At 73.9% G+C, this 22,639-nt stretch carries 18 protein-coding genes; 8 read left to right on the top strand and 10 right to left on the bottom strand.

Features of this window, described 5'->3' with window-relative positions; all coding sequences use genetic code 11:
* Window positions 1-21: 21 nt before the first annotated feature.
* The 6 genes from HS045_RS20025 to HS045_RS34765 form a co-directional block, all read right to left on the bottom strand.
* On the bottom strand, window positions 22-444 hold the full coding sequence (locus HS045_RS20025) for a lasso peptide biosynthesis B2 protein (protein WP_307827614.1): 423 nt from the start codon (window positions 442-444) through the stop codon (window positions 22-24).
* Window positions 441-698 carry a lasso peptide biosynthesis PqqD family chaperone gene (locus HS045_RS20020; protein ID WP_196452989.1) on the bottom strand — a complete coding sequence of 86 codons (258 nt, stop codon included), beginning with the start codon at window positions 696-698 and terminating at the stop codon, window positions 441-443. The genes HS045_RS20025 and HS045_RS20020 overlap by 4 nt, the downstream gene beginning before the upstream one ends.
* Window positions 695-2,542, bottom strand: coding sequence for a lasso peptide isopeptide bond-forming cyclase (locus HS045_RS20015; protein WP_304609620.1), 1,848 nt, complete (start codon window positions 2,540-2,542; stop codon window positions 695-697). The genes HS045_RS20020 and HS045_RS20015 overlap by 4 nt, the downstream gene beginning before the upstream one ends.
* Before the next feature lie 13 nt (window positions 2,543-2,555).
* Window positions 2,556-2,663 (bottom strand): keywimysin-related RiPP, encoded by a 108-nt coding sequence (locus HS045_RS20010; protein WP_196452988.1) that lies wholly within the window; start codon window positions 2,661-2,663, stop codon window positions 2,556-2,558.
* Between the two features lie 595 nt (window positions 2,664-3,258).
* Complete coding sequence (locus HS045_RS20005; RefSeq protein ID WP_230884499.1) at window positions 3,259-4,155, bottom strand: alpha/beta fold hydrolase; 897 nt, start codon at window positions 4,153-4,155, stop codon at window positions 3,259-3,261.
* A 414-nt stretch (window positions 4,156-4,569) separates the two neighbouring features.
* Window positions 4,570-5,460 carry an NAD-dependent epimerase gene (locus HS045_RS34765; RefSeq protein ID WP_230884498.1) on the bottom strand — a complete coding sequence of 297 codons (891 nt, stop codon included), beginning with the start codon at window positions 5,458-5,460 and terminating at the stop codon, window positions 4,570-4,572.
* 72 nt (window positions 5,461-5,532) lie between these two features.
* Between HS045_RS34765 and HS045_RS34760 the strand changes: the two genes are divergently transcribed.
* The 4 genes from HS045_RS34760 (at window position 5,533) to HS045_RS19985 (ending at window position 11,910) form a co-directional block, all read left to right on the top strand.
* Complete coding sequence (locus tag HS045_RS34760) at window positions 5,533-6,477, top strand: helix-turn-helix domain-containing protein (protein WP_307827613.1); 945 nt, start codon at window positions 5,533-5,535, stop codon at window positions 6,475-6,477.
* 226 nt (window positions 6,478-6,703) lie between these two features.
* On the top strand, window positions 6,704-9,097 hold the full coding sequence (locus HS045_RS19995; protein ID WP_196452986.1) for a PAS domain S-box protein: 2,394 nt from the start codon (window positions 6,704-6,706) through the stop codon (window positions 9,095-9,097).
* 449 nt (window positions 9,098-9,546) lie between these two features.
* Entirely contained in the window at window positions 9,547-10,197 is a 651-nt protein-coding gene (locus HS045_RS19990; RefSeq protein WP_196452985.1) for a 1-acyl-sn-glycerol-3-phosphate acyltransferase, read from the top strand.
* A gap of 72 nt (window positions 10,198-10,269) precedes the next feature.
* Window positions 10,270-11,910 carry a penicillin-binding transpeptidase domain-containing protein gene (locus HS045_RS19985; protein WP_196452984.1) on the top strand — a complete coding sequence of 547 codons (1,641 nt, stop codon included), beginning with the start codon at window positions 10,270-10,272 and terminating at the stop codon, window positions 11,908-11,910.
* A gap of 109 nt (window positions 11,911-12,019) precedes the next feature.
* Here the strand turns inward: HS045_RS19985 and HS045_RS19980 are convergent, their stop codons facing one another.
* Complete coding sequence (locus tag HS045_RS19980) at window positions 12,020-12,304, bottom strand: DUF3040 domain-containing protein (RefSeq protein WP_196452983.1); 285 nt, start codon at window positions 12,302-12,304, stop codon at window positions 12,020-12,022.
* A gap of 648 nt (window positions 12,305-12,952) precedes the next feature.
* On the opposite strand from HS045_RS19980, the gene HS045_RS19975 reads away from it, so the two are divergent.
* The gene (locus HS045_RS19975) at window positions 12,953-16,111 is read left to right on the top strand and encodes a S41 family peptidase (protein WP_196452982.1); all 3,159 of its coding nucleotides are present in this window, start codon (window positions 12,953-12,955) and stop codon (window positions 16,109-16,111) included.
* A gap of 111 nt (window positions 16,112-16,222) precedes the next feature.
* Here HS045_RS19975 and HS045_RS19970 read toward each other — a convergent pair whose 3' ends face one another.
* The gene (locus HS045_RS19970) at window positions 16,223-17,170 is read right to left on the bottom strand and encodes a YafY family protein (protein ID WP_196452981.1); all 948 of its coding nucleotides are present in this window, start codon (window positions 17,168-17,170) and stop codon (window positions 16,223-16,225) included.
* 3 nt (window positions 17,171-17,173) lie between these two features.
* Window positions 17,174-17,908 (bottom strand): alpha/beta fold hydrolase, encoded by a 735-nt coding sequence (locus HS045_RS19965; protein WP_196452980.1) that lies wholly within the window; start codon window positions 17,906-17,908, stop codon window positions 17,174-17,176.
* A gap of 252 nt (window positions 17,909-18,160) precedes the next feature.
* Here HS045_RS19965 and HS045_RS19960 point away from each other — a divergent pair, with 252 nt between their 5' ends.
* Both HS045_RS19960 and HS045_RS19955 read left to right on the top strand, forming a co-directional pair.
* Window positions 18,161-19,213: a permease gene (locus HS045_RS19960; protein WP_196452979.1), complete on the top strand. Its 1,053-nt coding sequence runs from the start codon at window positions 18,161-18,163 to the stop codon at window positions 19,211-19,213.
* Window positions 19,214-19,256: 43 nt separating this feature from the next.
* The gene (locus HS045_RS19955; RefSeq protein ID WP_196452978.1) at window positions 19,257-20,135 is read left to right on the top strand and encodes a TIGR03943 family protein; all 879 of its coding nucleotides are present in this window, start codon (window positions 19,257-19,259) and stop codon (window positions 20,133-20,135) included.
* A gap of 132 nt (window positions 20,136-20,267) precedes the next feature.
* Here the strand turns inward: HS045_RS19955 and HS045_RS19950 are convergent, their stop codons facing one another.
* The gene (locus HS045_RS19950; RefSeq protein WP_307827612.1) at window positions 20,268-21,167 is read right to left on the bottom strand and encodes a GDSL-type esterase/lipase family protein; all 900 of its coding nucleotides are present in this window, start codon (window positions 21,165-21,167) and stop codon (window positions 20,268-20,270) included.
* 238 nt (window positions 21,168-21,405) lie between these two features.
* Here HS045_RS19950 and HS045_RS19945 point away from each other — a divergent pair, with 238 nt between their 5' ends.
* Window positions 21,406-22,635 (top strand): isochorismate synthase MenF, encoded by a 1,230-nt coding sequence (locus HS045_RS19945; protein WP_196452976.1) that lies wholly within the window; start codon window positions 21,406-21,408, stop codon window positions 22,633-22,635.
* The last annotated feature ends 4 nt before the right edge of the window (window positions 22,636-22,639 follow it).

The following is a 22,639-nucleotide window of genomic DNA, read 5'->3' as shown; positions in this document are numbered from 1 at the left end:
GGAACCCGTCGGCGTCACCGGTCAGGGGCGCGGTGCGACGGTGATCAGCGGGCTGAGATAGCCCGGCGGTGCGGCCTCGTCCACCGGGCGGCCGTCGGCCTCCACCCAGGCGTGCGCCGCGAACGGCGGTCGCGTCCGCACCCCCGCGCACCAGGTCGGCCACACCCCCCAGATGCGGCACAGCAGGGCGGTGGCCAGCGATCGCGGCAGGCAGCCGTGCGAGCCCAGGCAGGTCAGGCTCACCGCCAGCACCGCGTCCCGGGCGGCCTTGGCGTGGACGTACCGCGCGGGCCCGGCCCCTCTGCTCAGCAGCGCCAGGACCGCGCGCAGCCGTCCGGGAGGCAGCAGGCTGAGCGCGAACGCCGCGGCGACCGCGATCCGGGCCGTCATCCGGCGGATGAACGGCACCCCGCAGGGCCGCTCCAGTGCGCTGGGAACGGTCACGGCCCCACCAGCCCGGCGGCCCGCAGGTCCTCCACCAGCGCCTGCACGTCCTCCAGCGCCTGCTCGGGTCCGATCTCGAACTCGGCGGCCAGCGCCGCGGCGGCCTGCTCGGGCGTGTCACCGGCCGACAGCCGTGAGACGGCCAGGGCCGCGGTCGGGTTGAGCTGCCAGAACGCACCGCTGCGTTCGTCGAGCAGGACCGCCCCGTAGTCGGTGGCGGTGGTGGCCACACCGGCGCGCAGCCGCAGGGTCATGACGGGACCTTTCTCGTCGCCGGTCGCAGGGTCCGAAGCCAGACCTCGCAGCCGATGGTCGAATACACGATGGCGTGACGGAGGTGCGGGGCGTCCGGGCGGCCGGCCAGGTCCTTCAGCGCGGCGGCGTCGACCAGCCCGAGCTCGGCCAGCCGGGAGTCCTCCCAGAGCGCGTGCAGCTGGCCGCCGTGGCGGCGCAGCCCGTCGGCGGCGTCCATCGACGCCTCCGCCTTGCTGGTGCGCCGCAGGCACTCGTCGGGAACGGTGCTGCGCATCGCCGCCGTCAGCAGCGGCTTGTAGCGCCAGGGCGTGACGCGGTCCTGCGGGCGCACGGCCAGGCACGCCTCGATCACCCGGTCGTCCAGGAAGGGGGAGGCCATGGGCAGGCCCGCGCGGGCGCTCATCTGCTCCCACTGCCGGATGATCCGGCAGGTGTCGCGGATGGCGTGCAGGTCGGCGTGGCGTCCCCGGTCGGGCGCCAGCGGCCGGGCGGTCCGCGCGGCCTCGGCGATCGCTTCGGCGGCCATGCCCACCGCCTCCTCGGTGACCCAGCCGAACATCCGCGGTGGCGTCCCCCAGCCGAGTGCGGCGGTGACCGGCGGCGGTGCGGAAGAGCGCAGGCCGGCGGCGGCGTCGGCCAGCCAGCGCCGGTAGGGGCGGCGGTCGGCCAGGGCCCGCAGCATCGGCCCGGCCGGCCAGTGGAACAGCGCCCGGAACCCGCGCAACCGCTCGATCGCCAGCAGCGGGCGCCGCCGCAGCAACCCGTGGTAGGCGGCCTCCGAGCACCAGGCGACGTGATCGCCCCCGATCCCGGTCACGTGCAGCCGGCTGCCCCGGGCGGCCAGCCGCGGCACGTGCGCCAGCGCCCGGGCGCGGTCCATGACCCCGATGGTCGGCTCGTCCAGCGTGTCGTCGATGTCCAGCAGGTCGGCGTAGACCAGCGGCGACTCCTCGGCCGGCCACACGACGTGGTCGACACCGGGCAGGTGGGCGGCCGCACGGCGCGCCCAGAGCAGGTCGTCGTCGGCCGGGTCGCGGCCCGGCCAGGTGGAGGCGATGAGGCGGGCCTGCGGCCGGGCCGCGGCCAGGAAGCACAACGAGGTGGAGTCCAGGCCTCCGGACAGGTCGAAACTGACCGTGCCGCCGCCCGCCGTGCGTGCGGCGACCGCCTCGTCGAGCGCGTGCCGTACGGCTTCGGCGCCGGCGGCCAGGGGGCGGACCGGCTCGGGAGGGGTCCACCAGCGCCGGTGCCGGGCGGTCCGCCCGTCGGCGTGGACCAGCAGGCAGTGACCGGGTTCGACGGCGCTCACCCCCCGCCACAGCGGCGTGTCCTGCAGCGGGTGCGGCACCGGCCACAGCAGCCGCACCGCGACCTGCCGGCGGTCCGGCTCGGCGCCGGTGGCGGCGGCCAGGACGTCGGCCCGGTCGGCGGCCACCGTCATATCGCCCACCCGCGCGTGGAACACCAGCCGCAGTCCGGAGGCGGTGCCCTGGACGCGCAGCCGGCCGTCCAGGGCGGCGACCAGGTGGAAGCTGCCGGGCAGGGACCGGGCCAGCCGGTCCAGCTGCGCCAGGTCGCGCAGGCGGCGGGCCTCGGCCGCCAGCCGCTCGGCGCCGACCGGACAGGAGCCGATCACCGCCAGCCGGGTGGCGCCCGCCTCGGCCAGGGTGATGCCGTCATCCGGCCAGTGCCCGATCAGCCAGGGCCGCCCGGAGGCGTGGTGCAGGATGCGGGCGGTCGGGGTGCGCAGGGCCGCGGCCACGGCGGGCGCGGACTCGCGGTCGGGAAGGACCGCGAAGTACGCCTCGCCGTGGCCGGGCCGACTCAGCAGGGGCTGGGTCAACGAGTGTCCGATCTCAGTTCTTGCTGAGGATCAGCCGGTCGTTGCCCGAAAACCCGAGCAGGCCGGTGACCTGCTGGAAGGAGCCGGCGGCCGTCAGGCGGGGCTTCTCGTAACGCTTCATGCGATTCCCTTTCTCTCGAACGGGTGGACGCCGGCGGATGCCGACGGATTCCGCGCGACCGGCCGGCCGACCCGGGATCGCCGGCGGTGGTGCGGGGAACACGGCCGAGTTTCACAGCCGTCCCTCGATTCCGTCCAGACCCTTTACCGATCCAGACAGTCGGCGGCTCGCGATGGATAGGGGAAACAAAAGCCGTATATCATGTCGGACAAAGCGCCACATAATTACCCCCTAACGTGCACAGAGGGAAGAAATATGTGGCGTCCACACCCAGGCCAAGCCCCCTTCGAGGTGATCCTTCCGGAGCCGGATCCGGTTCCGGAAGGAAAGGGCAGCCATCTTTTCTCGGCCGCGGGGATTTCGTCCGCATCCTAGACACGAATGGACATTCAACACGAGTCACTCAAACCCGAAAACGGGACGATCGCCCGCCCGGCCGCTGCGTCGACCTCGCAAAGGTAGTAAAAATATAAATATCCACCGAAACTCATATTTCGGTGGATATTTATATTAAATCGGGCGGAACCGGTGCCTCGGCCTGGCCTTCATCCTGCAGGCGCGGGCCGTCCCGCTGATCTGCTTCTGAGAGGTGCCGCTAGACCGCTGACTTGTCGAGGACGGCCGCCACTTCCGCCGCTCTGAACACGAACCCCGCATGCGTGGTGTCCAGAGTGTGGACGTCGTAGGGGTTGCCGGGGGTCAGCGCGTCCGCTTCGGCGATGAGCCTGTCCTGCATGGCGACCGGAATGGACCGGTCACCGGTGAGGCGGACGTAGGTGCGGGCGACCGTGCCCCAGGTGTCGGCGTGACCGCGGGCGTCGGCCGTCATCACCGCCAGCGACTCGTCCGGCTGCAGGATGTTGAGGAAGGCCCGGAACCGCTCGTCGGTGACGTCGGCCATGGTCGCCGCCTTGAGGCCGGCCAGCAGCTCCGGATCGGCGGTGCGGTAGTTGGCCCGGCCGACGCCGAGGCGCGACGGATCCCCGACGTTGAACGCGGACAGAGACGGCATCAGGCTGTCTTCGAACTCGGGCTCCTGCATGTACTCGATCGGGTTCGGCAGTTGCACGCACGCCCAGGCGGAGATGTACACCAGCCGGTCCACCAGGCCGGGGACCGCGTTGCCGACCCCGGTGAGGGTCGTCCCTCCGAGGCTGGCGCCCACCAGGACCACCGGCCCGTGCTCGGCCACCCGGCGGACGACGTCGACGACCATGTCGACGTTGTCCTGCAGGGTGACCCCGGCCAGGGTCGACGGTTCGGCCGCCCACGCGTCGAGGTCCTGCGGGGCCTGGTAGGCGACGGGGTACTGCGCGTCGAGGCCGTGCCCCGGCAGGTCGACGGCGAAGCTGCGGTGGCCGAGCAACGCGAGTTCGCGCTGGACGGAGGACCACATGAACGAGTTGGAGCCGGACCCGTGGACCAGCACGAACGTGGGAGCGGCACCGGCTTCCGGTCGGGGGTGCGGCGAGCCGGTCGGGATGGATGACATGCGGATCAGTCCGATCAGATCGATAATCAGCTGGAAAACCGGCGGATGCGGCGTGGCGCCGGATGCCGGAGCGTCGAGCCGCCCGCGGTGGGGCGGCGGAGTCCCGTCGGCGGGCCGTCGGAACCGGTGAAGGGCACGGGCGACCGGGGACGCGGGGGGCGCAGGTCCGGACCGCGGAGGTCCGCCGGGGACCGGCCGCGGTCGCGCGCCGGTCGGGCGGAACGAGGCGTCCGGTCCGCGGCGCCCAGCGGCGGCCGGGACCGCCCCGGCCGCCGCCGATCACCGGGTGAGTCCGGCGAGACGCCGTCTCAGACGGCCCGGAGACAGGCGAGTTCCTAGATCATGATCGAGACGGTACCAGGAGGGGAGGCCCGGATGCGACGGGGAATCGGGAGCCGGGGCCGGTTCCGGACCTCAGAGCAGTTCGGCCAGGACCTCGTCGACCGGCGTGGCCGTGACGCCGAGGAGCTTCTCGGTCTCGGTGAAATCCGAGACGTACGGCAGGCCCGGAGTCTCCAGGACCTCGGTGAGCTCGGCCCAGAACGGGTCGGTGAGCGCCAGCAGCGCCAGGTCCCGCTCGGTCAGCCTCTCCAGCCGAGGCTCCGGCGCCCCGGCCAGCCGGGCCAGCCGCGCGGCCAGTTCGCGCGCCGACGGCGTGACGACCGGCACGTGCCAGGCCCGCCCCGGGGCACGCTCGTCGCGGCTCGCGGCGACCAGCGTGCGGGCCGTGTCACCGATGGAGGAATAGCTGTGCGGCAGGTCGAGTTCCTGCGGCACCAGGGCGAGCGCACCCGCCAGCACCCGTGGCTGGACCATGAGACTGAAGACCGACACCGCGCCGGCGCCGTAGAACTGCCCGGCCCGCACCTCGGTGGCCCGCACACCCGAGGCGGCGGCCTCCTCCCACAGGCGGGCCCGCAGACGGCCCTTCGGCCCGGCGGCCCGCAGGGGCAGCCCCGGGTGGAGCGGGCCCTCCACGAGGCCGTAGCCGTACAGGTTGCCCAGCATGACGTAGCGCACGCCGGTGCGCGCCGCGGCGGTCAGCATGGCGTCGGCCAGCGCCGGGAACTCCTGCAGCCAGCGGTGGTACGCCGGTGCGGCGCAGCCGAACAGGGTGGCGGCGCCCTCCAGCAGCCGGGTGAGCCGGTCGGCGTCGGCGGCGTCCGCGGCCACCTTCTCGACCAGGGGGTGGTCGGGCCCGCCGCCGCCGCGGCTGACGATCGTGACGTGCTCGCCGTCGGCGGCGAGCAGCAGGGCGGTGCGGGAGGCGGCGGCACCGGCGCCGATGATCACGTGGAAGGTCATGGACCCACCGTCCACCACCCGCCTAGGCTGACGGCAGTGGCCAGAATACCAAATATCCGGAGGATCCGGCCAGTGCATCACATCGTGCTCGTCGTCGTGACCCCCGTCCTGGGCTTCGACGTGTCCGTGCCGTACATGATCTTCGACGGCGTCGAGGCCGACGGGGTCCCGGGCTACACCGTCCAGGCCTGCACGGCCGAGCCGGGCGTCGTGCCCACGGCCGGCGGCCCCGACCTGTTCATCCCGCACGGCCTGGAGGCCGTGCCGGGGGCCGACACCGTGATCGCGGTCGGCAGCGGCGGCGGGCCCGCCCACCCCGGGGCCCTGCGCGCACTGCGGGACGCGGCGTCCGCCGGAACGCGCATCGCCTCCCTGTGCACCGGCGCCTTCGTGCTGGCGCAGGCGGGTCTGCTGGACGGCCGCCCGGCGACCACCCACTGGGCCCTGGCCGATGCGCTGGCCGCCCGCCACCCCGCCGTCGAGGTCCGCCCCGACGTGCTCTACGTCGACGACGGCCAGGTGCTGACCTCGGCGGGCGCGGCCGCCGCCATCGACCTGTGCCTGCACCTGGTGCGGCTCGACCACGGTGCGGCCGCCGCCAACGCCGCGGCCCGGGCCGCGGTCGTCTCCCCCGTACGGCCCGGCGGTCAGGCGCAGTTCATCACCACCCCGCTGCCACCCGAGCGCGGCACCTGGCTGGCGGAGACCCGGGCGTGGGCGCTGGCGCGCCTGGACCGGCCCTTGACCCTCAAGGACCTCGCCGCGCACGCGGGCACCAGCGTGCGCACCCTGACCCGCCGCTTCCACGCCGAGACCGGGCTCAGCCCCCTGCAGTGGCTGCTGCACCGGCGCGTCGACCGGGCCCGGGAGCTGCTGGAGACCACCGACCTGCCGATGGACGAGATCGCCTGGAGGAGCGGGCTGGGCGGCACCGACTCCCTGCGCAAGCACCTGGTCGGCAAGGTCGGGCTCACCCCCAGCGCCTACCGAGCGGGCTTCCGCCGCACGGAACGCTGACCGCCGCACCGGAGCCGCGGTCGTCGGCCGCGAGCCGGCCTCCCGCCGGCCCCCGCCGTCGGCCGGCGGGGGCCGGCGGGAGGCCGGCGGCGGGGAGATGCCGGCGGGGGACGCGAAAGCCGCCCACCGCGACCCCGTCACTCCAGGAGACGAGATTTGCGCATAACGTGACATCGGACAGGGGAACACGGCGGGCGCAGCCGGGGGAACCGGAGAGGACGGGGTCATGGGAGCGGTCGGGCATCTGGGCGACGCGCAGGCACTGCAGGCGATCCTGGAACAGGCCCGCGACGCCTTCATCTCCCTCGACGCCGCCGGGACCGTGCGCGCGTGGAACGCCGCCGCCGAACGGCTGTTCGGCTGGTCGGCGACCGAGGCCCTGGGCCGGAGCGTGACCGCCCTGATCGCCCCGCCCTCGCTGCGCCGCCGCTACGACGAGGGCCTGGCCCGCCTTCGCGAGCACGGCCCCTCCCACCTGCCCGACCACCGCCTGGAGCTGGCCGTCGTCGACCGCGCGGGCCGGGAGTTCCCCATCGAGATGGCCCTGCAGGTCGACGACCGGCACGGCGGGCCGCTCCTGCACGCGTTCGTGCACGACATCAGTGACCGCCACGAGGCCCGGCGCCGACTGGAGGAGGAACGCACCTTCCTGCGGGCGCTGCTGGACAGCCTCCAGGTCGGCGTGATGGCCTGCGACGGGGACGGCCGGCTGACCCTGTTCAACCGGGCGGCGCGCGAGCTGCACCACGTGACGGGCGACCGGCCGGCCGGAGGCGACGGCGACTGGCCGCAGGACCGCAACCTGTTCGCCCCCGACGGACACACCCGGCTCCGGTCCGAGCAGGCACCGCTGGCCCGGGCGCACGCCGGTGAGAACGTCGACGGCCAGCACCTGGTGGTCCGCCCTCCGGAGGGCGAACCGCGCCGTTGCCTCGTCAACGGCCGCCCCATCACCACTCCCGACGGTCGCCGCCTGGGCGCGGTCTCCGCTCTGCACGACATCACCGACCAGTACCGCGCCCAAGTGCTGCGCGAGGCCCAGCACGCCGTGGCGCAGGCGCTGGCCGAGGCGGTCTGCAGCGAGCAGGCGGCCACCCGCGTGATCAGCGCGGTCGCCCGGGCGCTGGACTGGTCCTACGGGGAGTACTGGCAGATCGACCCCGACCGGAGCGTGCTGGTGCGCGTCGGCGCGTGGCACAGGCCCGGGCTGGCCTTCACCGGCGACCCCGCGGAGACCGTCCGGCGGGGCCAGGGGCTGCCGGGGCGGGTGTGGGCCACCGGTCGGACGGTCTGGATGAGCGATCTGAGGACCGAACCCCGCCCTTTCCCGCACAGGCGGGACGCGCTGGAGGCGGGCCTGCTCTCGGCCGTCGCCCTGCCGGTCCGCAGCGGCGACCAGGTGCTGGGGGTGCTGGTCTTCTGCGGCGACGCCGTACAGGAGCCCGACGGCGACCTGATCGCCCTGCTCGACGGCGTCTGCGCGCACGTCGGCCGCTACCTGGAGCGCCGCCGGGCCGAGGAGCTCGCCTTGGCCCTGGCCGCCAGCCGCCGCCACTTCGACCAGGTCGTCTCCCAGATCGACGACAACGTGTGGAGCATCGAGATCACCCCTGACGGCCGGGCCCGCTCGGTCTACCAGAGCCAGGACGCCGCCGGGGTGTTCGGCGACCGGGTCCCCGCGGGCGCCGACATCTCCGACCTGCTGCTCCGGCACGTCCACCCCGAGGACCTGCCCGCCTACACCGCCTTCGACGAGAAGGTCCGCGCCGGGTTTCCGGCGCAGATCGAGTGCCGCGTCACGGGCCTGGACGGCGCCACCCGGTGGATCTGGATCCGCAGCACTCCGCGCCGCGAGGACGGCCGGCTGTTCGCCGACGGCATCTCCACCGACGTGACCGAGCGCCACCGCCTGGCCGAGGAGCGGGACCGGATGAAGGACGAACTGGTCGCCCTGGTCAGCCACGAGCTGCGCAACCCGATCGGCACGCTCCGCGGCTACGTCGAGATGCTCGTCGACGCGCCGGGGCTGACCGGCACCCAGCGCATGTTCGCCGACGTCATCGAGCGGACCAGCGCCCACCTGCTGGACCTGGTGGACGACCTGCTGGACCTGGCCCGGCTGGACGCCGGGCAGGTGGCCGTCGATCCGCGGCCGGTCTCCCTGACCCGGCTGGTCCGCCAGGCCGTCGACGACCACCGGGCCGCCGCCGCGGCCAAGGACCTGACCGTCACCACCGACCTGGCCGCGCACCTGCCGGTGCACGCCGACCCGGTACGGCTCCGCCAGGTGCTCGACAACCTGCTGTCCAACGCCGTCAAGTACACCCCGGCCGGTGGCGCCGTCACCGTCGGCCTGCACGGCGACGACGCGGGCCGGGCCGCCGTCGTCACCGTGGCCGACACCGGCATCGGCGTCCCGGCCGGGGAGTACCCGCACCTGTTCGGCCGGTTCTTCCGCGCCTCCACCGCGCAGGAGGCCGGGATCAAGGGCACCGGCCTGGGCCTGGCCGTCACCCGGGCGATCGTCGAGGCGCACGGCGGGAGCGTGGCCGCCGCGCCCCGGGAGGGCGGCGGCACCGTCTTCACCGTCCGCCTGCCCGTGGGCCCCTCCCCCGCCTGAACCGGCCTGAACCGGCGCGGACCGCCGCATCCGGCGCATCCGGCCCACCGGTGGCCGGGAACATCCGGCCCACCGGTAACCGGGAAGTGGAATAACCACCCCCCCGCGTCCGTTAGAGTCATCGTGCCGATGTGGTTTGTGTCCCCCGGGCCGCAAATTACCGCCTTCACGGAATACCGTTCGGCTGGAGCCGTGTTGTGCCTCTCGCCGAGGAGGCGACCGCCACATCGGCACTAAACGTTCCGCCCCGCGGGCGCCCGGCGCCCGCGGGGCGTTTTCCTCTCCCTCGACGTCCGCAGTGCCCTCCTGTGCCCTTTCTGCGCCCCCTCGGGTTCCCGGCTTTGGACCAGGGCTACAAACATCAAAGCTTGGCTTGTGAGGATGTCCACACCCGCCGGTCACCAGGCCACCGCCTACTGTGGTGTTCTTCCGTACCGTGAGGAGAGTCCGTGCTCTACCGCCTGGCCAAGACCGTCAGCTCTCCCTTCCTGCACCTGCTCTGGCCGACCACGGCCACGGGGGTGGAGCACGTGCCCGCCGCCGGACCGGCCATCCTGGCCTCCAACCACCTGTCGGTCCTCGACTCGACCTTCCTGCCGCTGGTGGTCCCCCGCCAGGTGCGTTTCGTCGCCAAGCAGGAGTACTTCACCGGCAACCCCGTCACCGCCGCGTGGATGCGGGCCACCGGCCAGATCGCCATCGACCGGCAGAGCCCCACCGCCGCCCAGGACATGCTCGACGCCGCGGCCCGGGTGCTCAAGGACGGCGGCCTGTTCGGCATCTACCCCGAGGGCACCCGCTCCCCCGACGGCCGCCTCTACCGCGGCAAGGTCGGCGTCGCCTGGCTGGCCCTGGCCACCGGGGCGCCGGTGCTCCCGGTGGCCATGTCCGGCACCGACCGGGTGCTGCCGATCGGCGCCTCGCTCCCCCGGCTGGGCCGGGTCGGGGTGCGGATCGGCGAGCCGATGACCTTCACCGGCTCGGAGGCCAGCGCCCGCGACCGCCGCCGGGTGACCGACGAGATCATGGCGGCGATCCGGAGCCTCTCCGGTCAGGAGTACGTCACCGCCTACGCCCCCCGCCGCACCACCGACAATTGATCATATTTCGGCATATGTCGGATTGGTCGCGCTAGGGTGGTGCGCTGAGCTTCGGCGAACGGGGGTGGCCAGATGCCGCGCGGCAGGACGATAGCGATCACCACGACGGCCGCCGTGCTGGTGGCGGGCGCCGCCGGCGGCGGAGCCTGGTGGTACCTCCACACGCGCGGCACCCCGCAGGAGACCGCGCAGCGCTTCACCCAGGCCTGGCAGCGCGGCGACCAGGCCGCCATGCGCGCCGAGCTGGGCGCCCCCGACCCCGCCTTCCCCCGCGCCTACGACGACATGCGCACGGGCTGGGCGGTGGAGAGCACCGCGATCCGGCTCGACGCGGTCCGCACGACCGGTGACGACACCGCCCAGGCCGCCTACACCGCCACCCTCCGGCTGAAGAACGTCGGCGAGTGGAGCTACTCCGGGACCATCGACCTGGCGGTCGTCGACCGGCACTGGAAGGTCGACTGGTCCCCCGCCGCGCTGCACCCCCGCTTCACCGCCGGGTCCTCCTTCGCGTTGAAGACCACCTGGCCCGAACGGGCCGCCGTCACCGCCGCCGACGGCGAGCGCATCGACGGCGGCGGCGTGGGCGGCTCGGTCCAGCAGCTCGTCGGCTTCCTGGACAAGGCCACCGACAAGGACGTCAAGAAGCTCGGCCCCTCCTACAAGACCGGCCAGGCCATCGGGCGGGGCGGGCTGCAGGAGAGCTTCCAGCAGCGCCTGGCCGGCACCCCCGGCACCGAGATCCAGATCGTCGGCACCGGAGGCGCGTCCGCCGCCGCCACGACCGTCGGCACCATCGAGGGCGAGAAGGGCGAGCCCCTGGAGACCAGCCTGGACCTGCGGGTGCAGGACGCCGCGGCCGGAGCCGTACGCGACCTCGACAAGACCGCCTCGATGGTCGCGGTCAAGCCCTCGACCGGCGAGATCCTCGCCGTCGTCAACAACAAGGGCGGCTTCAACCGCGCCCTGAGCGGCGCCTACCCGCCCGGCTCCACCTTCAAGGCGGTCACCGCCGTCGGACTCCTCGAAGCCGGCGTGGGCCCCGGCGACAGGGTCACCTGCCCCAAGGACGTCAACGTCGGCGGGCTGCCGATCCGCAACTCCCACCACGCCGCCTACGGCTCGGTGACCTTCTCCGACTCCTTCGCCCACTCCTGCAACACCACCTTCGCCCCGCTGGCCAAGGAGCGGCTGGGCGCCGACGAGATGGTGCGGACCGCCGAGCTGTTCGGCTTCAACGAAGAACTCGACATCGGTGTCCCCGAGGTCCACGGCGGCAGGATCCCCCGGGCCGAGAGCGACGCCGAACTGGCCGCCGAGTCCTTCGGCCAGGGACGCATCACCGCCAGCCCGCTGATGATGGCCTCGGTCGCCGCCGCGCTCGCCGACGGCACCTGGCGTCCGCCGACCCTCGTGCCGTCGGCCGAGCAGAAGCTCCAGGCCCGGGCCCTGCCCGAAGGCGTCGTCGGCCCGATGCACCGGATGATGTCCGCCGTGGTCACCAAGGGCACCGCTGAGGGCGCGGGCCTTCCCGCGGGGACCCGCGGCAAGACCGGCACCGCGGAGTACGGCCCTCAGGACGATCTGAAGACCCACGCCTGGTTCATCGGTTTCAAGGGCGACCTGGCCTTCGCCGTGATCGTCGAGGAGGGTGCGGGCGGCGGCACGGACGCGGCCCCGGTGGCCGCGGCGTTCCTGCGCGCCCTGGACTGAACCCGCTCCGGCCGTCCCGCGCGTCTCCGCTCAGCGACGCGGAGACTTCGGAGACTTCAGCGACGCCGTGACCCGGGGGCGCGGCGATTCAGCGGCTCAGATCAGCGGCTCAGAGCGGAAGCGCGGCGGCGTCGTGCCTCAGGACCAGGATCAGCAGCGTCGCGATCAGAGTCGCGATCAGCAGCCAACTGACCATGATGATGACCGTCGAACGGCGCGGACGCCTGAGCAACCTCCCGGCCCCGGGCCCGGGGTCCCCCCGGCGGCGGCCCCCCTCTCTGCGCTGGACGCGCTCGTTGAACGACTCCAGCCGCGCGGCCAGCCGCGGGTCCTCGTCGACGAGGTGACGCTCGATCTGCAGCAGCATTCGCTCCTCGTCTTTCGACCAGGCCATGCCGCACCTCCCCGGAATGCAAGGCGTGTGCCGACGTTCTGCCCAATCATGAAGATCGTTATCCGTTCCGAGGGCTGCGATTTACCTCTTCTTTGCCTGATGGCCGCACCCGGCGCGGGACCGCCGACGGAGCCGCTCCCGTCCCCGCCGGAGCACGATCGGAGTATGACCGGGGCACGGCCGGCGACATCACGGGACGGATCCGGAGGCATCGCCCGTCCCCTCTCCGACGATGGATGGCCGACCCCTATAAAGGGTACGAACAGGCTGGATGCTCCCGATCGGGCGCATCACAGTACAAAAAATCAGGGGGAGAAGATGGCCGAGAAGAAGAAGCCCACCAAGGCGTCGGGCAAGCAGAAGAAGGCCGCCATCAAGGCCACACGCGAGGCCAAGCAGGCCAAACGGCAGAGCAAACGTCCCGAGGGCGCCGAATGACCCCGGATGACCGGATGACGCGGGACAACACGGAATAACACCGCACGCCAGGGGACGCTCCGGGGCCACCGGCGTCGCGCCGCGCGACATCCCGGGACACCCCGGAACGTCTCCTCCCCGTCGCGGACGCGGGACCCGATCGGGCGGCCGGAAGACGCCCGCGCCGCACGGCGAGACGTTTCCGAGCACCTGACCACGGAGTGAGCCACCATGTCCGCCTACCTGCGATTCCCGACGGTCTTCGGCGACGTCATCGTCCTAGCGGCCGAGGACGACCTGTGGCTGGTGCCCGCCACCGGAGGCCGCGCCTTCCGCCTCACCGCCGGAGTCGCCGAAGCCGGCTACCCGCGCTTCTCCCCCCGCGGCGACCGCATCGCCTTCGCCGGCCGCGAGGAGGGCCCCGAAGAGGTCTACGTGATGCCCGCCGACGGCGGCTCCGCCCGGCGCGTCACCTACCACGGCACCCGCTCCACCGTCACCGGCTGGGACCCCGAGGAGGCGATCCTCTACGCCAGCGACGCCGGACAGCCCTTCCACGGCCAGAAATGGCTGCACCGCGTCCTGCCGCACCGCGTCCCCGAACGCCTGCCGTACGGCCCGGCCAACTCCATCTCCTACGGTCCGCGCATCGTGATCGGCCGCAACACCGCCGACCCTGCCCGCTGGAAGCGCTACCGCGGCGGCACCGTCGGCGACCTGTGGATCGGCGACGACACCTTCCGGCGGCTCATCGCCCTGCCCGGCAACCTCGCCTCCCCCTGCTGGGCCGGGGACCGCGTCTACTTCATCTCCGACCACGAGGGCGTCGGCAACGTCTACTCCTGCACCGCCGACGGCACCGGCCTGCGCCGGCACACCGACCACACCGACTACTACGCCCGCAACCTGTCCGGCGACGGCCGCCGGCTCGTCTACCACGCCGGCGGCGAGCTCTACCTGATCGACGACGGGGAGTCCCACCGCGTCGAGGTCAGCCTGCGCAGCTCCCGCACCCAGCGCAACCGCCGCTTCGTCCCCGCCGGACGCTTCCTCGACAGCGCCACCCTCGACCCCGGCGGCACCGGTCTGGCGATCACCACCCGCGGCAAGGCGTTCTCCTTCGCCGCCTGGGAGGGCCCCGTCCGCCAGCACGGCGCCCCCTACGGCGTCCGCTACCGGCTGCTGACCTGGCTCAACGACGGACTGCGGCTGATCGCCGCCGCCAGCGACGACCGCGACCGCGAGACCCTGACCGTCCTGACCGCCGACGGCACCGCCCCGCCCCTGCGACTCGACCACCTCGACACCGGCCGGATCACGGCCCTGCAGGTCTCCCCCACGGCCGACACCGTCGCCGTCACCGACCACCGCAACGAACTGCTCCTCGTCGACCTCGCCGCCGACCCCGCCACGGCCACCGTGATCGACTCCAGCCGGTTCGGCGCCGTCGAGGACCCTGCCTGGTCCCCCGACGGCCGCTGGCTCGCCTACGCCTTCCGCGACACCGCCCAGACCATGGCGATCCGGCTGTGCCGGGCCGCCACCGGCGAGACCTTCCCCGCCACCCGCCCCGTCCTGCGGGACTCCTGCCCCGCCTTCGACCCCGCCGGACGCTACCTCTACTTCATCGGCCAGCGCGTCTTCAACCCCGTCTACGACGAGCTCGGCTTCGACCTGGGCTTCCCCCTCGGCTCCCGCCTCTACGCCCTGGCCCTGCGCACCGGCACCGGCTCCCCCTTCGTCCCCGAACCCCGGCCCCTGTCCGGCGCGGACGACGAGGACGAGGAGGACGAGGAGGAGGAGGTCGAGTTCACCGTCGACACCGACGGCCTGGAGGACCGCATCGCCGCCTTCCCCGTCCCCGAATGCCGCTACGAGGCCATCGCCGCGATCAAGGACAAGGTCGTCTACCTCACCTACCCCGTCGAGGGCGCCCTCGGCGACGAGCACGCCGACTCCTCCGACGGCACCCTGTGCGCCTACGACCTCACCAAGCACAAGCACGAGACCCTGGTCACGGACGTGTCGGAGTTCCAGCTCGGCCGCGACGGCGCCACCCTGCTCTACCGCTCCGGCTCACGGCTGCGCGTCGTCAAGGCCGGCGAGACCCCCGAGGACGACGAGAGCCCCGGCCGCGAGAGCGGCTGGATCGACCTGTCCCGCGTCAAGGTCTCCGTCTGCCCCGAAGCCGAGTGGCGGCAGATGTTCCGCGAGGCCTGGCGCCTGCAGCGCGAGCACTTCTGGGCCGAGGACATGTCCGGCATCGACTGGGAGGGCGTCTACCGCCGCTACCTGCCGCTGGTGGACCGCGTCACCACCCGCGGGGAGTTCTCCGACCTGCTGTGGGAACTGCTCGGCGAGCTCGGCACCTCCCACGCCTACGAGAGCGGCGGCGCCTACCGCGCCCGCCCCCACTACCGCCAGGGCAAACTCGGCGTCGACCTGTCCTTCGCCGACGGCCTGCACCGCATCACCCGCATCGTCGACGGCGACCGCTGGGACCCCGCGGCCACCTCCCCGCTCCACCGCCTCGGCGTCGACGTCCGCCCCGGCGACGCGATCCTCGCCGTCAACGGCCAGAGCGTCAACTCCGCCACCGGGCCCGCCGAGCACCTGGTCAACCAGGCCGACGAGGAGGTCCAGCTCACCGTCGCCCGCGGCGAGGAGCGGCGGACCGTCACCGTGCGGGCCATCGCCGACGAGCAGCCGGGCCGCTACCGCGACTGGGTCCGCGCCAACCGCGCCCGCTGCCACGAGCGCACCGGCGGCCGGATCGGCTACCTGCACATCCCCGACATGGGCCCGGAGGGCTACGCCGAGTTCCACCGCGGCTTCCTCGCCGAGTACGACCGCGAGGGCCTGATCGTCGACGTCCGCTTCAACGGCGGCGGCCACGTCTCCTCCCTGCTGCTGGAGAAGCTGTCCCGGCGCCGCCTGGGCTACAACCACCCCCGCTGGGGCATGCCCGAGCCCTACCCCGAGGAGTCGCCCCGCGGCCCCATGGTCGCGATCACCAACGAGTGGGCGGGCTCCGACGGGGACATCTTCAGCCACACCTTCAAACTGCTGGGCCTGGGCCCGCTGATCGGCAAGCGCACCTGGGGCGGGGTCATCGGCATCTGGCCCCGCCACCAGCTGGCCGACGGGACCGTCACCACCCAGCCGGAGTTCTCCTTCGCCTTCGACGACGTGGGCTGGCGGGTGGAGAACTACGGCACCGACCCCGACCTCGAGGTGGACATCACCCCGCAGGACTACGCCGCGGGGATCGACACCCAGCTGGACACCGCGATCCGGATGGCCCTGGAGCGGCTGGCCGCCCACCCGCCGCACACGCCCAACCCCGCCGACCGGCCCCGGCTCTCCATCCCCCCGCTCCCGCCGCGCTGAGCGCCCGGGACCGCCGCACGCCGCACACGCGTGCAGCCACCGACCGCACACCCGCGCAACCGCCGACCGCACACGCCCGCGCGGCCCCGGCCGCGGACCGCCGTACGGAGGTCAGAGCGCGGCCCACCCCGCCAGCCGGGCGGCCAGCGCCCGCACCTCCCCGCGCAGCTCCTCCGGTTCGAGCACCGTGAACGGCCAGCCGAGCCCGGCCAGCAGCTGCGCCATGCCGTCCAGCCGCTCGGCCCGCGTCGTCAGCAGCACCCCCTCGGGCGTCTCCGCCAGCGCCGCGACCGACGCCGGCACCCGCCCGCGCGCCTCCGCCAGCGTCGTGGCCAGCAGCACCCGGACCTCGTGCCGGTACGGCACCGCCGACAGCGACCGCGTCACGTGCCCGGCCGCGTCGAAGCCCTCCGGGACCGCGAAGACCCGCTCGGTGCGCTCGGCGTCCGCCACCCGGTCCACCCGGAAGGTGCGGACCTCGCCGCTGCGGTGGTCGAACCCCGCGACGTACCACCGCCCGGAGTGGAAGACGATGCCGTACGGGTCCAGCTCCCGCTCCGACGGCTCCCCCTTCCACGACCGGTAGGCCAGCCGTACCGTGCGCCCGTGCCGGACCGCGTCGGCCAGCACCAGCAGCGGCCCGGCCTTCGGGACCGGCGTGCCCGCCGGGGCGCGGGTGTGGTCCAGGGTCTGCGCGACCGCGTCGACGCGCTCGCGCAGCGCCCGCGGCAGCACCCGCTGGATCTTGGCCAGCGCGCTCTCCGTCGCCGCCTCCCCCACCGCCAGCCCGGTCCGCCGCCCGGCCACCAGCCCCAGCACCACCGCCGTCGCCTCGTCGTCGGTGAGCATCAGCGGCGGCAGCTTGTAGCCCGGCAGCAGCCGGTACCCGCCGTAACGCCCCCGCTCGGCCTGCACCGGCACGCCGAGCTCGCCCAACCGGACCGCGTAGCGGCGCACCGTGCGCTCGTCGACCTCCAGCCGGGCGGCCAGCTCCGGCCCGGTCAGGCCGGGCGAGGCCTGCAGCAGTTCGAGCAGCGCCAGCACCCGCGCGGCCGTCACGGCTCAGCCCGCGCGATGCAGGATCTCCGCCAGCTCCAGCGGTCTGCTGAACATCGGCCAGTGCCAGGTCGGCAGCTCCTCGTACCGCCACTGCTCGCCGGCCATGTGCCGGAACATCGGGACGGCCGCCGCCATCCCCTGCGCCTGCTCCGCGGTGAACCCGCACAGGACGCCCAGGCGCGGCAGCTTCTCCCACGCGCCGGTGAGCCGTACCGGCGTCGTCGCCGTCGCCCACGGCTGCGGCACCGCGCGCTCGGCCAGCGACGCGAGGACCGCAGGGTCGAGGTCCGGGACCTCGGCGGCGAGCTCGGCCCACGGCGGGGGCGGGAGCATCCACCCGTCACCGGCCTGCGCGACGAGCCCGGCGTCGCGCGCCCGCTCCTCGGGATCGGCGAACTCCGCCTGCGCCGTGCCGTCGGGCAGCGGGCCGGTGTCGACGAACACGAGCCTGGAGACGCGCTCGGGCGCGCGATCGGCGGCCGACGTCGTCACCACCGCTCCGGCGTAGCTGTGGCCGACGAGGACGACGTCGGTCAGGTCCTCGTAGCGCAGCAGGTTGAGCACGTCGGTGACGTGCGTCTCCAGATCGGTGTCGGGCCGGGCGAGGTGCGCCCGCTCACCCATGCCGGTGAGGCTCAGCGGGTGGACGTCGTGGCCGCGGGCCCGCAGCGCGTCGGTGACCGGGCGCCAGGCCCAGGCGCCGAGCCAGAAACCGGGGATGAGTACGTAGGTCGTCATGGCAACCACATTAAGAGCGAATCCGGGCAGAACCCGTCCGGATGCGTACGGGATTTCATGATCTTCTACCCCGCCCCCGACCGGGGCGCCAAGCAGTCGCCCGTCCCCGGCCCCCTCTCCGAGGTACGCGATGGAATGAGAATCATTCCCGAAAAGCTGTACGATCACGGATGCCCCGTCCCCGCTCGGGGCGAAAGCGGTGGGAGATCCAGCCGGTCCGCCGCTCCGCGACCGCATGCGGGTGGGAGGGTGATGTCCCAGCCGAGCACCGCGAACCGGCCGGGCCCGCAGGACGGCCCGCCACCGGAGGCCGGAGCCGACCGGCGCCCCGGGGGGTTCCGGCCGCCCCGAGCGCTCGCCGTCCTCGCCGTCCTCGCCGTCCTCCTCGGTATCGTGGCCCTGCCGGCGGCGGGACGCCTCCTGACGGCGCCGCACCCGACGGATCCGGCGGTGCGGACATGGGCGACCGTCTTCATGGCGGTGTGCGCGCAGGCCCTGCCCTTCCTGGTGTTCGGGGTCGCGCTGTCCGCGGCCATCACCGCCTTCGTGCCCGCCTCGTTCTGGACCAGGGCGCTGCCCCGGCGCACCTACGCGGCGGTGCCGGTGGCGGGCATCGCCGGAGCGATCCTGCCCGGCTGCGAGTGCGCGTCGGTACCGGTGGCCTCGGGACTGATGGCGCGAGGCGTGGCGCCGCCGGCCGCGCTGACCTTCCTGCTGGCCTCCCCGGCGATCAACCCGGTGGTGCTGGTGGCCACCGCCGTCGCCTTCCCGGACGATCCCGCGATGGTGGTCGCCAGGTTCACCGCCTCGCTCACGGCGGCCGTACTGGCCGGCTGGATCTGGGCGCGGTTCGGGCGCACCGCATGGCAGCCGGCGCCACGCCGGACCGCCGGGCCCGGCCGGAGCAGGGCGGTCGCCTTCCTGGACGCGATGCACCACGACCTCATGCACGCCGGCGGGTTCCTGGTGGTCGGCGCCCTGGCCGCGGCGACCCTGAACGTGGCGATCCCCCGGTCCTGGCTGACCTCCGTGGCGGAGGTGCCCGTCGTGTCCGTACTGGTGTCGGCCCTGCTGGCGGTGCTGCTGTCGATCTGCTCGGAGGCCGACGCCTTCGTCGCGGCCTCGCTCACCGCTTTCTCCCCGACGGCCAAGCTGGCGTTCCTGGTCGTCGGCCCGATGGTGGACCTGAAGCTCATCGCCCTGCAGGCGGGCACCTTCGGCCGCGCCTTCACCCGGCGGTTCGCCCCGCTCACCCTGCTCCTGGCGACGGCGGTCAGCTCCGCCGCGGGCTGGGTGCTCCTTTGACCGCCCCCCGCCCCGACGGCCGGGGCATCCCCCGGAGGTCCCGGTGAACCGGACCGGACAGAACCTGGTCCTCCTCCTGCTCGGTGGAGCACTGGTGAAGATCTCCGCTTTCTCCGCGGACTTCGCCAACTACGTCAAGCCGGGATTCCGGCCGCTGCTGATCGCGGCGGGCGCGGTGCTGGTCCTCCTGTCCGTGGCCGCCCTGGCCCTCGACCGGCACAGGGGCACGGGCACCGCACGCCGGGCCGACCTCCGCCGCGCCCGCGCGGCGGAGGAGGAGGACGCCCGCGCGGCGGAGGAGAGGCACCTCGCCCTGCTGGTCGGCCGAGAACCCGCCGCGTCACCGCAGACCCGCGCCCCCGAGCCCGAGCCCGAGCCCGAACATGGGCACGGGCATGAGCACGGGCATGAGCACCGGGGAGGGAGCCGGGTGGCCTGGCTGCTGACGGTGCCGATCGCGGTGGCCTTCCTGGCCGCGCCCCCGGCCCTCGGCTCGTTCGCCGTCCGGCAGGCCGAGCAGACCCCCCAGGCGCCCCCGCCCGTCATCGTCGAGGCCGACCCCGTCACGCTGGAGAACGGCCGGGTGAACGATCTGAGCATGATCGAATTCGCCAACCTGGACTGGGACGACCCCGGTGGTTCCCTGCGGGGCAAGACCGTCCGGCTGACCGGGTTCGTCGTCCCGTCCGGGCGACGCGACGCGTGGCACCTCACGCGCATGCGGATCGGCTGCTGCGCCGCCGACGCCCTGGCGATGCAGGTCGTGGTGAGAGGCGTTCCCGCACCCGAGACGGACTCCTGGGTGCGCGTCACCGGGACCTGGATCCCGCGGAAGAACCACACGACGGACGCCTACACTCCGCCTGAGCTGGCCGCTTCCCGCGTCGAGCGGACGGCCCCGCCGGACGAGCCGTACGAATGAGCCATCGCGACCTCCTCCGCAGGCGGCTGCGCCGGGGCGGGTTCTCGGGGCGTGTTGAGGGTCTTTTCCGGGGGTCGTGGTGGTGGTGTTTTTTCAAACGGCCAGCGCCTGTACAAAGTAGATCAGACGCTGTCAGCGTTCTCCGGCCGGCTCCCGGACGGGCTCGTCGATCCACCCGCGGGCCGCGGCGAAGGTCACCTTGGCGATCAGCCGCTGCCCCGCGGCGTTGGGATGGAAGAAGTCCCATCCGCTGACGTGCTCCAGCGTGAAGGGCCGGCGGAACACCGCCCCGCCGTCGAACCGGCACGCCCGGCCGTACTCCGCGCAGACATCCGCCAGCGCCCCGTTGTAGGCCGCGACCCGCGCCCGCACCCGGTCGCGGCGCGCCCGGTCGGCCGGGGCGGCGGAGACCGGCCGCGCCAGCATCGTCGGGCAGATGCGGCCCACCGCCCAGAAGCCGCGGGCCGCCACGTTGTCCTTGCCCACCCGCCACAACCGCTTCAGGTCGGGGACGCTGGCCAGGAACACCCGCGCCGTCGGCCGCCGCTCCTTCAGCAGGCGCAGCGCGGCGGCCACCCGGGCGCGGTAGACCGCGACCGGCGTCATCCGCCGCTCCTCCGGCACGCACGCGTCCTGCGCGCCGACCAGGACCGTCACGTAGTCGGCCCGCCGGGCGACCGCCCGCGCCATCTGCCCGGCCAGGTCGGCGCTGGTCGCGCCGGGGACGGCGAGGTTGAGGTTGTGCCCCTCGACCGCCTCGTCGCGGGCGAGCAGCCGCAGGTAGTGGCTGCGCACCCCGGCGTGGTCCCCCGCCGCCCACGAGCGCGAGGTGCACGGGACGTACCAGCCGCAGACGTTGAACCCGGCGCTGATGGAGTCGCCCAGCGCGGCCATGACCGTCGGCCGCCACGGCACGGCCGCCTCCGCCGCCGCTGCCCCCGCCGGACCCGCCCACCCGGCCGTCAGCACGGCCGCCGCCGTCAGCACCGCCGCCGCCGTCCGTGCCGTCGTCCGTGCCGCTGCGGACCTCACCGCCGCGCGTCCCACCGCGGGCCTCCGTACGGACCTCCCTGTGAACACGGTCACAGTCCTGCGCGCCATGGCACCTCCGGGTGAAGGATCGCATCCGCTCCCCGATCTATCACCGCAGTCCAGGGCGGCGCTCCCGGTTGACCGACTCCCTTGGTTCCCTTGACCGGCCGCCGACGCCGTGCCCGCCCCCCGGGGGGCGGCCGTCGAACACGTTCAGTTTCCGCATAGAGTGTCAGGGGTGAGAGCCGCGCTCGGATCGACCCGTCCCCTCGTGGTGAGAACCGCCCTCGTCGCCGACCCCGGCGATCTGCTCACACGGCTTCCCTCCGCCGCCCCGTACGCCTGGGTCCGGCACGGCGAGGGCATGGTCGCCTGGGGGGAGGCCGCACGGGTCAACGTGCCGCCCGGCCCGGGGCGCTTCGACTGGGCCCGCGACTGGCTCGCGTCCGTCTTCGACGGAGCCGCCGTCGACGACGAGGCGCACACCCCCGGCTCCGGTCCCGTCGCCTTCGGCTCCTTCACCTTCGACCCCGCCTCCCCCGGGTCCGTCCTCGTCGTCCCCCGGACGGTCCTCGCCCGCCGCGACGGCCTGGCCTGGCTCACCACCATCGGCGAGGGACGTCTCGACGAGATCACCGCCCTCCGCGACCCCGGCCGGATCAGCTACGGCGACGGCAGCCTCACCGCCCCCGAATGGCAGCACGCCGTCGCGCGGGCCGCCCACCGGATCCGGTCCGGCCGCCTGGAGAAGGCCGTGCTCGCCCGCGACCTGACCGCCGTCGCCGAACACCCCATCGACGTGCGGCTCCTGCTGTCCCGCCTGGCCGAGCGCTTCCCCGAGTGCTACACCTTCTCCTGCTCCGGGCTGGTCGGCGCCACCCCCGAGCTCCTGGTCCGCCGCACCGGCGAGACCGTCGAGTCCCTCGTCCTGGCCGGCACCACCCCCCGCGGCACCGGCCCGGCCGACGACGCGGCCCGCGCGGCCGCCCTGTTCGCCTCCGCCAAGGACCGCCGCGAGCACGCCTGCGCGATCGACTCCGTCCGCCGGACCCTCACCCCGCTCTGCGCCGAGCTGAAGGTCCCCGAAGAGCCCGAGCTGCTCGTGCTCCCCAACGTCCAGCACCTCGCCAGCCCGGTCACCGGCCGGCTCTCGGCCGGACTCTCGGTCCTGGACGTGGTCGCCGCCCTGCACCCGACCGCGGCCGTCGGCGGCACCCCCACCCGGACCGCCCTGCAGGTCATCCGCGAGCTCGAAGGCATGGACCGCGCCGGATACGCCGGCCCGGTCGGCTGGATCGACGCCCGCGGCGACGGCGAGTGGGGCATCGCCCTGCGCTGCGCCCAGGTCGACGGCGCCCGCGCCCGGCTCTTCGCCGGCTGCGGCATCATGGGCGACTCCGACCCCGCCGCCGAACTCGCCGAGGCCCAGGCCAAGTTCCGCGTCATGCAGTACGCCCTGGAGGGCTGAGCAC

The sequence above is a fragment of the Planomonospora sp. ID82291 genome (genome assembly GCF_015711645.1).
Taxonomy (GTDB): domain Bacteria; phylum Actinomycetota; class Actinomycetes; order Streptosporangiales; family Streptosporangiaceae; genus Planomonospora.
The sequence above is the reverse complement of the archived record's forward strand: the minus strand, read 5'-3'. Positions and strand labels throughout refer to the sequence as shown.

What these genes read in the sequence shown, in the direction of transcription:
- HS045_RS20005 (WP_230884499.1), bottom strand. Translation starts at nt 4,155, where the DNA reads ATGTCATCCATCCCGACCGGCTCGCCGCACCCCCGACCGGAAGCCGGT.
- HS045_RS19960 (WP_196452979.1), top strand. Translation starts at nt 18,161, where the DNA reads ATGTCCCAGCCGAGCACCGCGAACCGGCCGGGCCCGCAGGACGGCCCG.
- HS045_RS34765 (WP_230884498.1), bottom strand. Translation starts at nt 5,460, where the DNA reads ATGACCTTCCACGTGATCATCGGCGCCGGTGCCGCCGCCTCCCGCACC.
- HS045_RS19975 (WP_196452982.1), top strand. Translation starts at nt 12,953, where the DNA reads ATGTCCGCCTACCTGCGATTCCCGACGGTCTTCGGCGACGTCATCGTC.
- HS045_RS19985 (WP_196452984.1), top strand. Translation starts at nt 10,270, where the DNA reads ATGCCGCGCGGCAGGACGATAGCGATCACCACGACGGCCGCCGTGCTG.
- HS045_RS19965 (WP_196452980.1), bottom strand. Translation starts at nt 17,908, where the DNA reads ATGACGACCTACGTACTCATCCCCGGTTTCTGGCTCGGCGCCTGGGCC.
- HS045_RS19980 (WP_196452983.1), bottom strand. Translation starts at nt 12,304, where the DNA reads ATGGCCTGGTCGAAAGACGAGGAGCGAATGCTGCTGCAGATCGAGCGT.
- HS045_RS19995 (WP_196452986.1), top strand. Translation starts at nt 6,704, where the DNA reads ATGGGAGCGGTCGGGCATCTGGGCGACGCGCAGGCACTGCAGGCGATC.
- HS045_RS20020 (WP_196452989.1), bottom strand. Translation starts at nt 698, where the DNA reads ATGACCCTGCGGCTGCGCGCCGGTGTGGCCACCACCGCCACCGACTAC.
- HS045_RS20010 (WP_196452988.1), bottom strand. Translation starts at nt 2,663, where the DNA reads ATGAAGCGTTACGAGAAGCCCCGCCTGACGGCCGCCGGCTCCTTCCAG.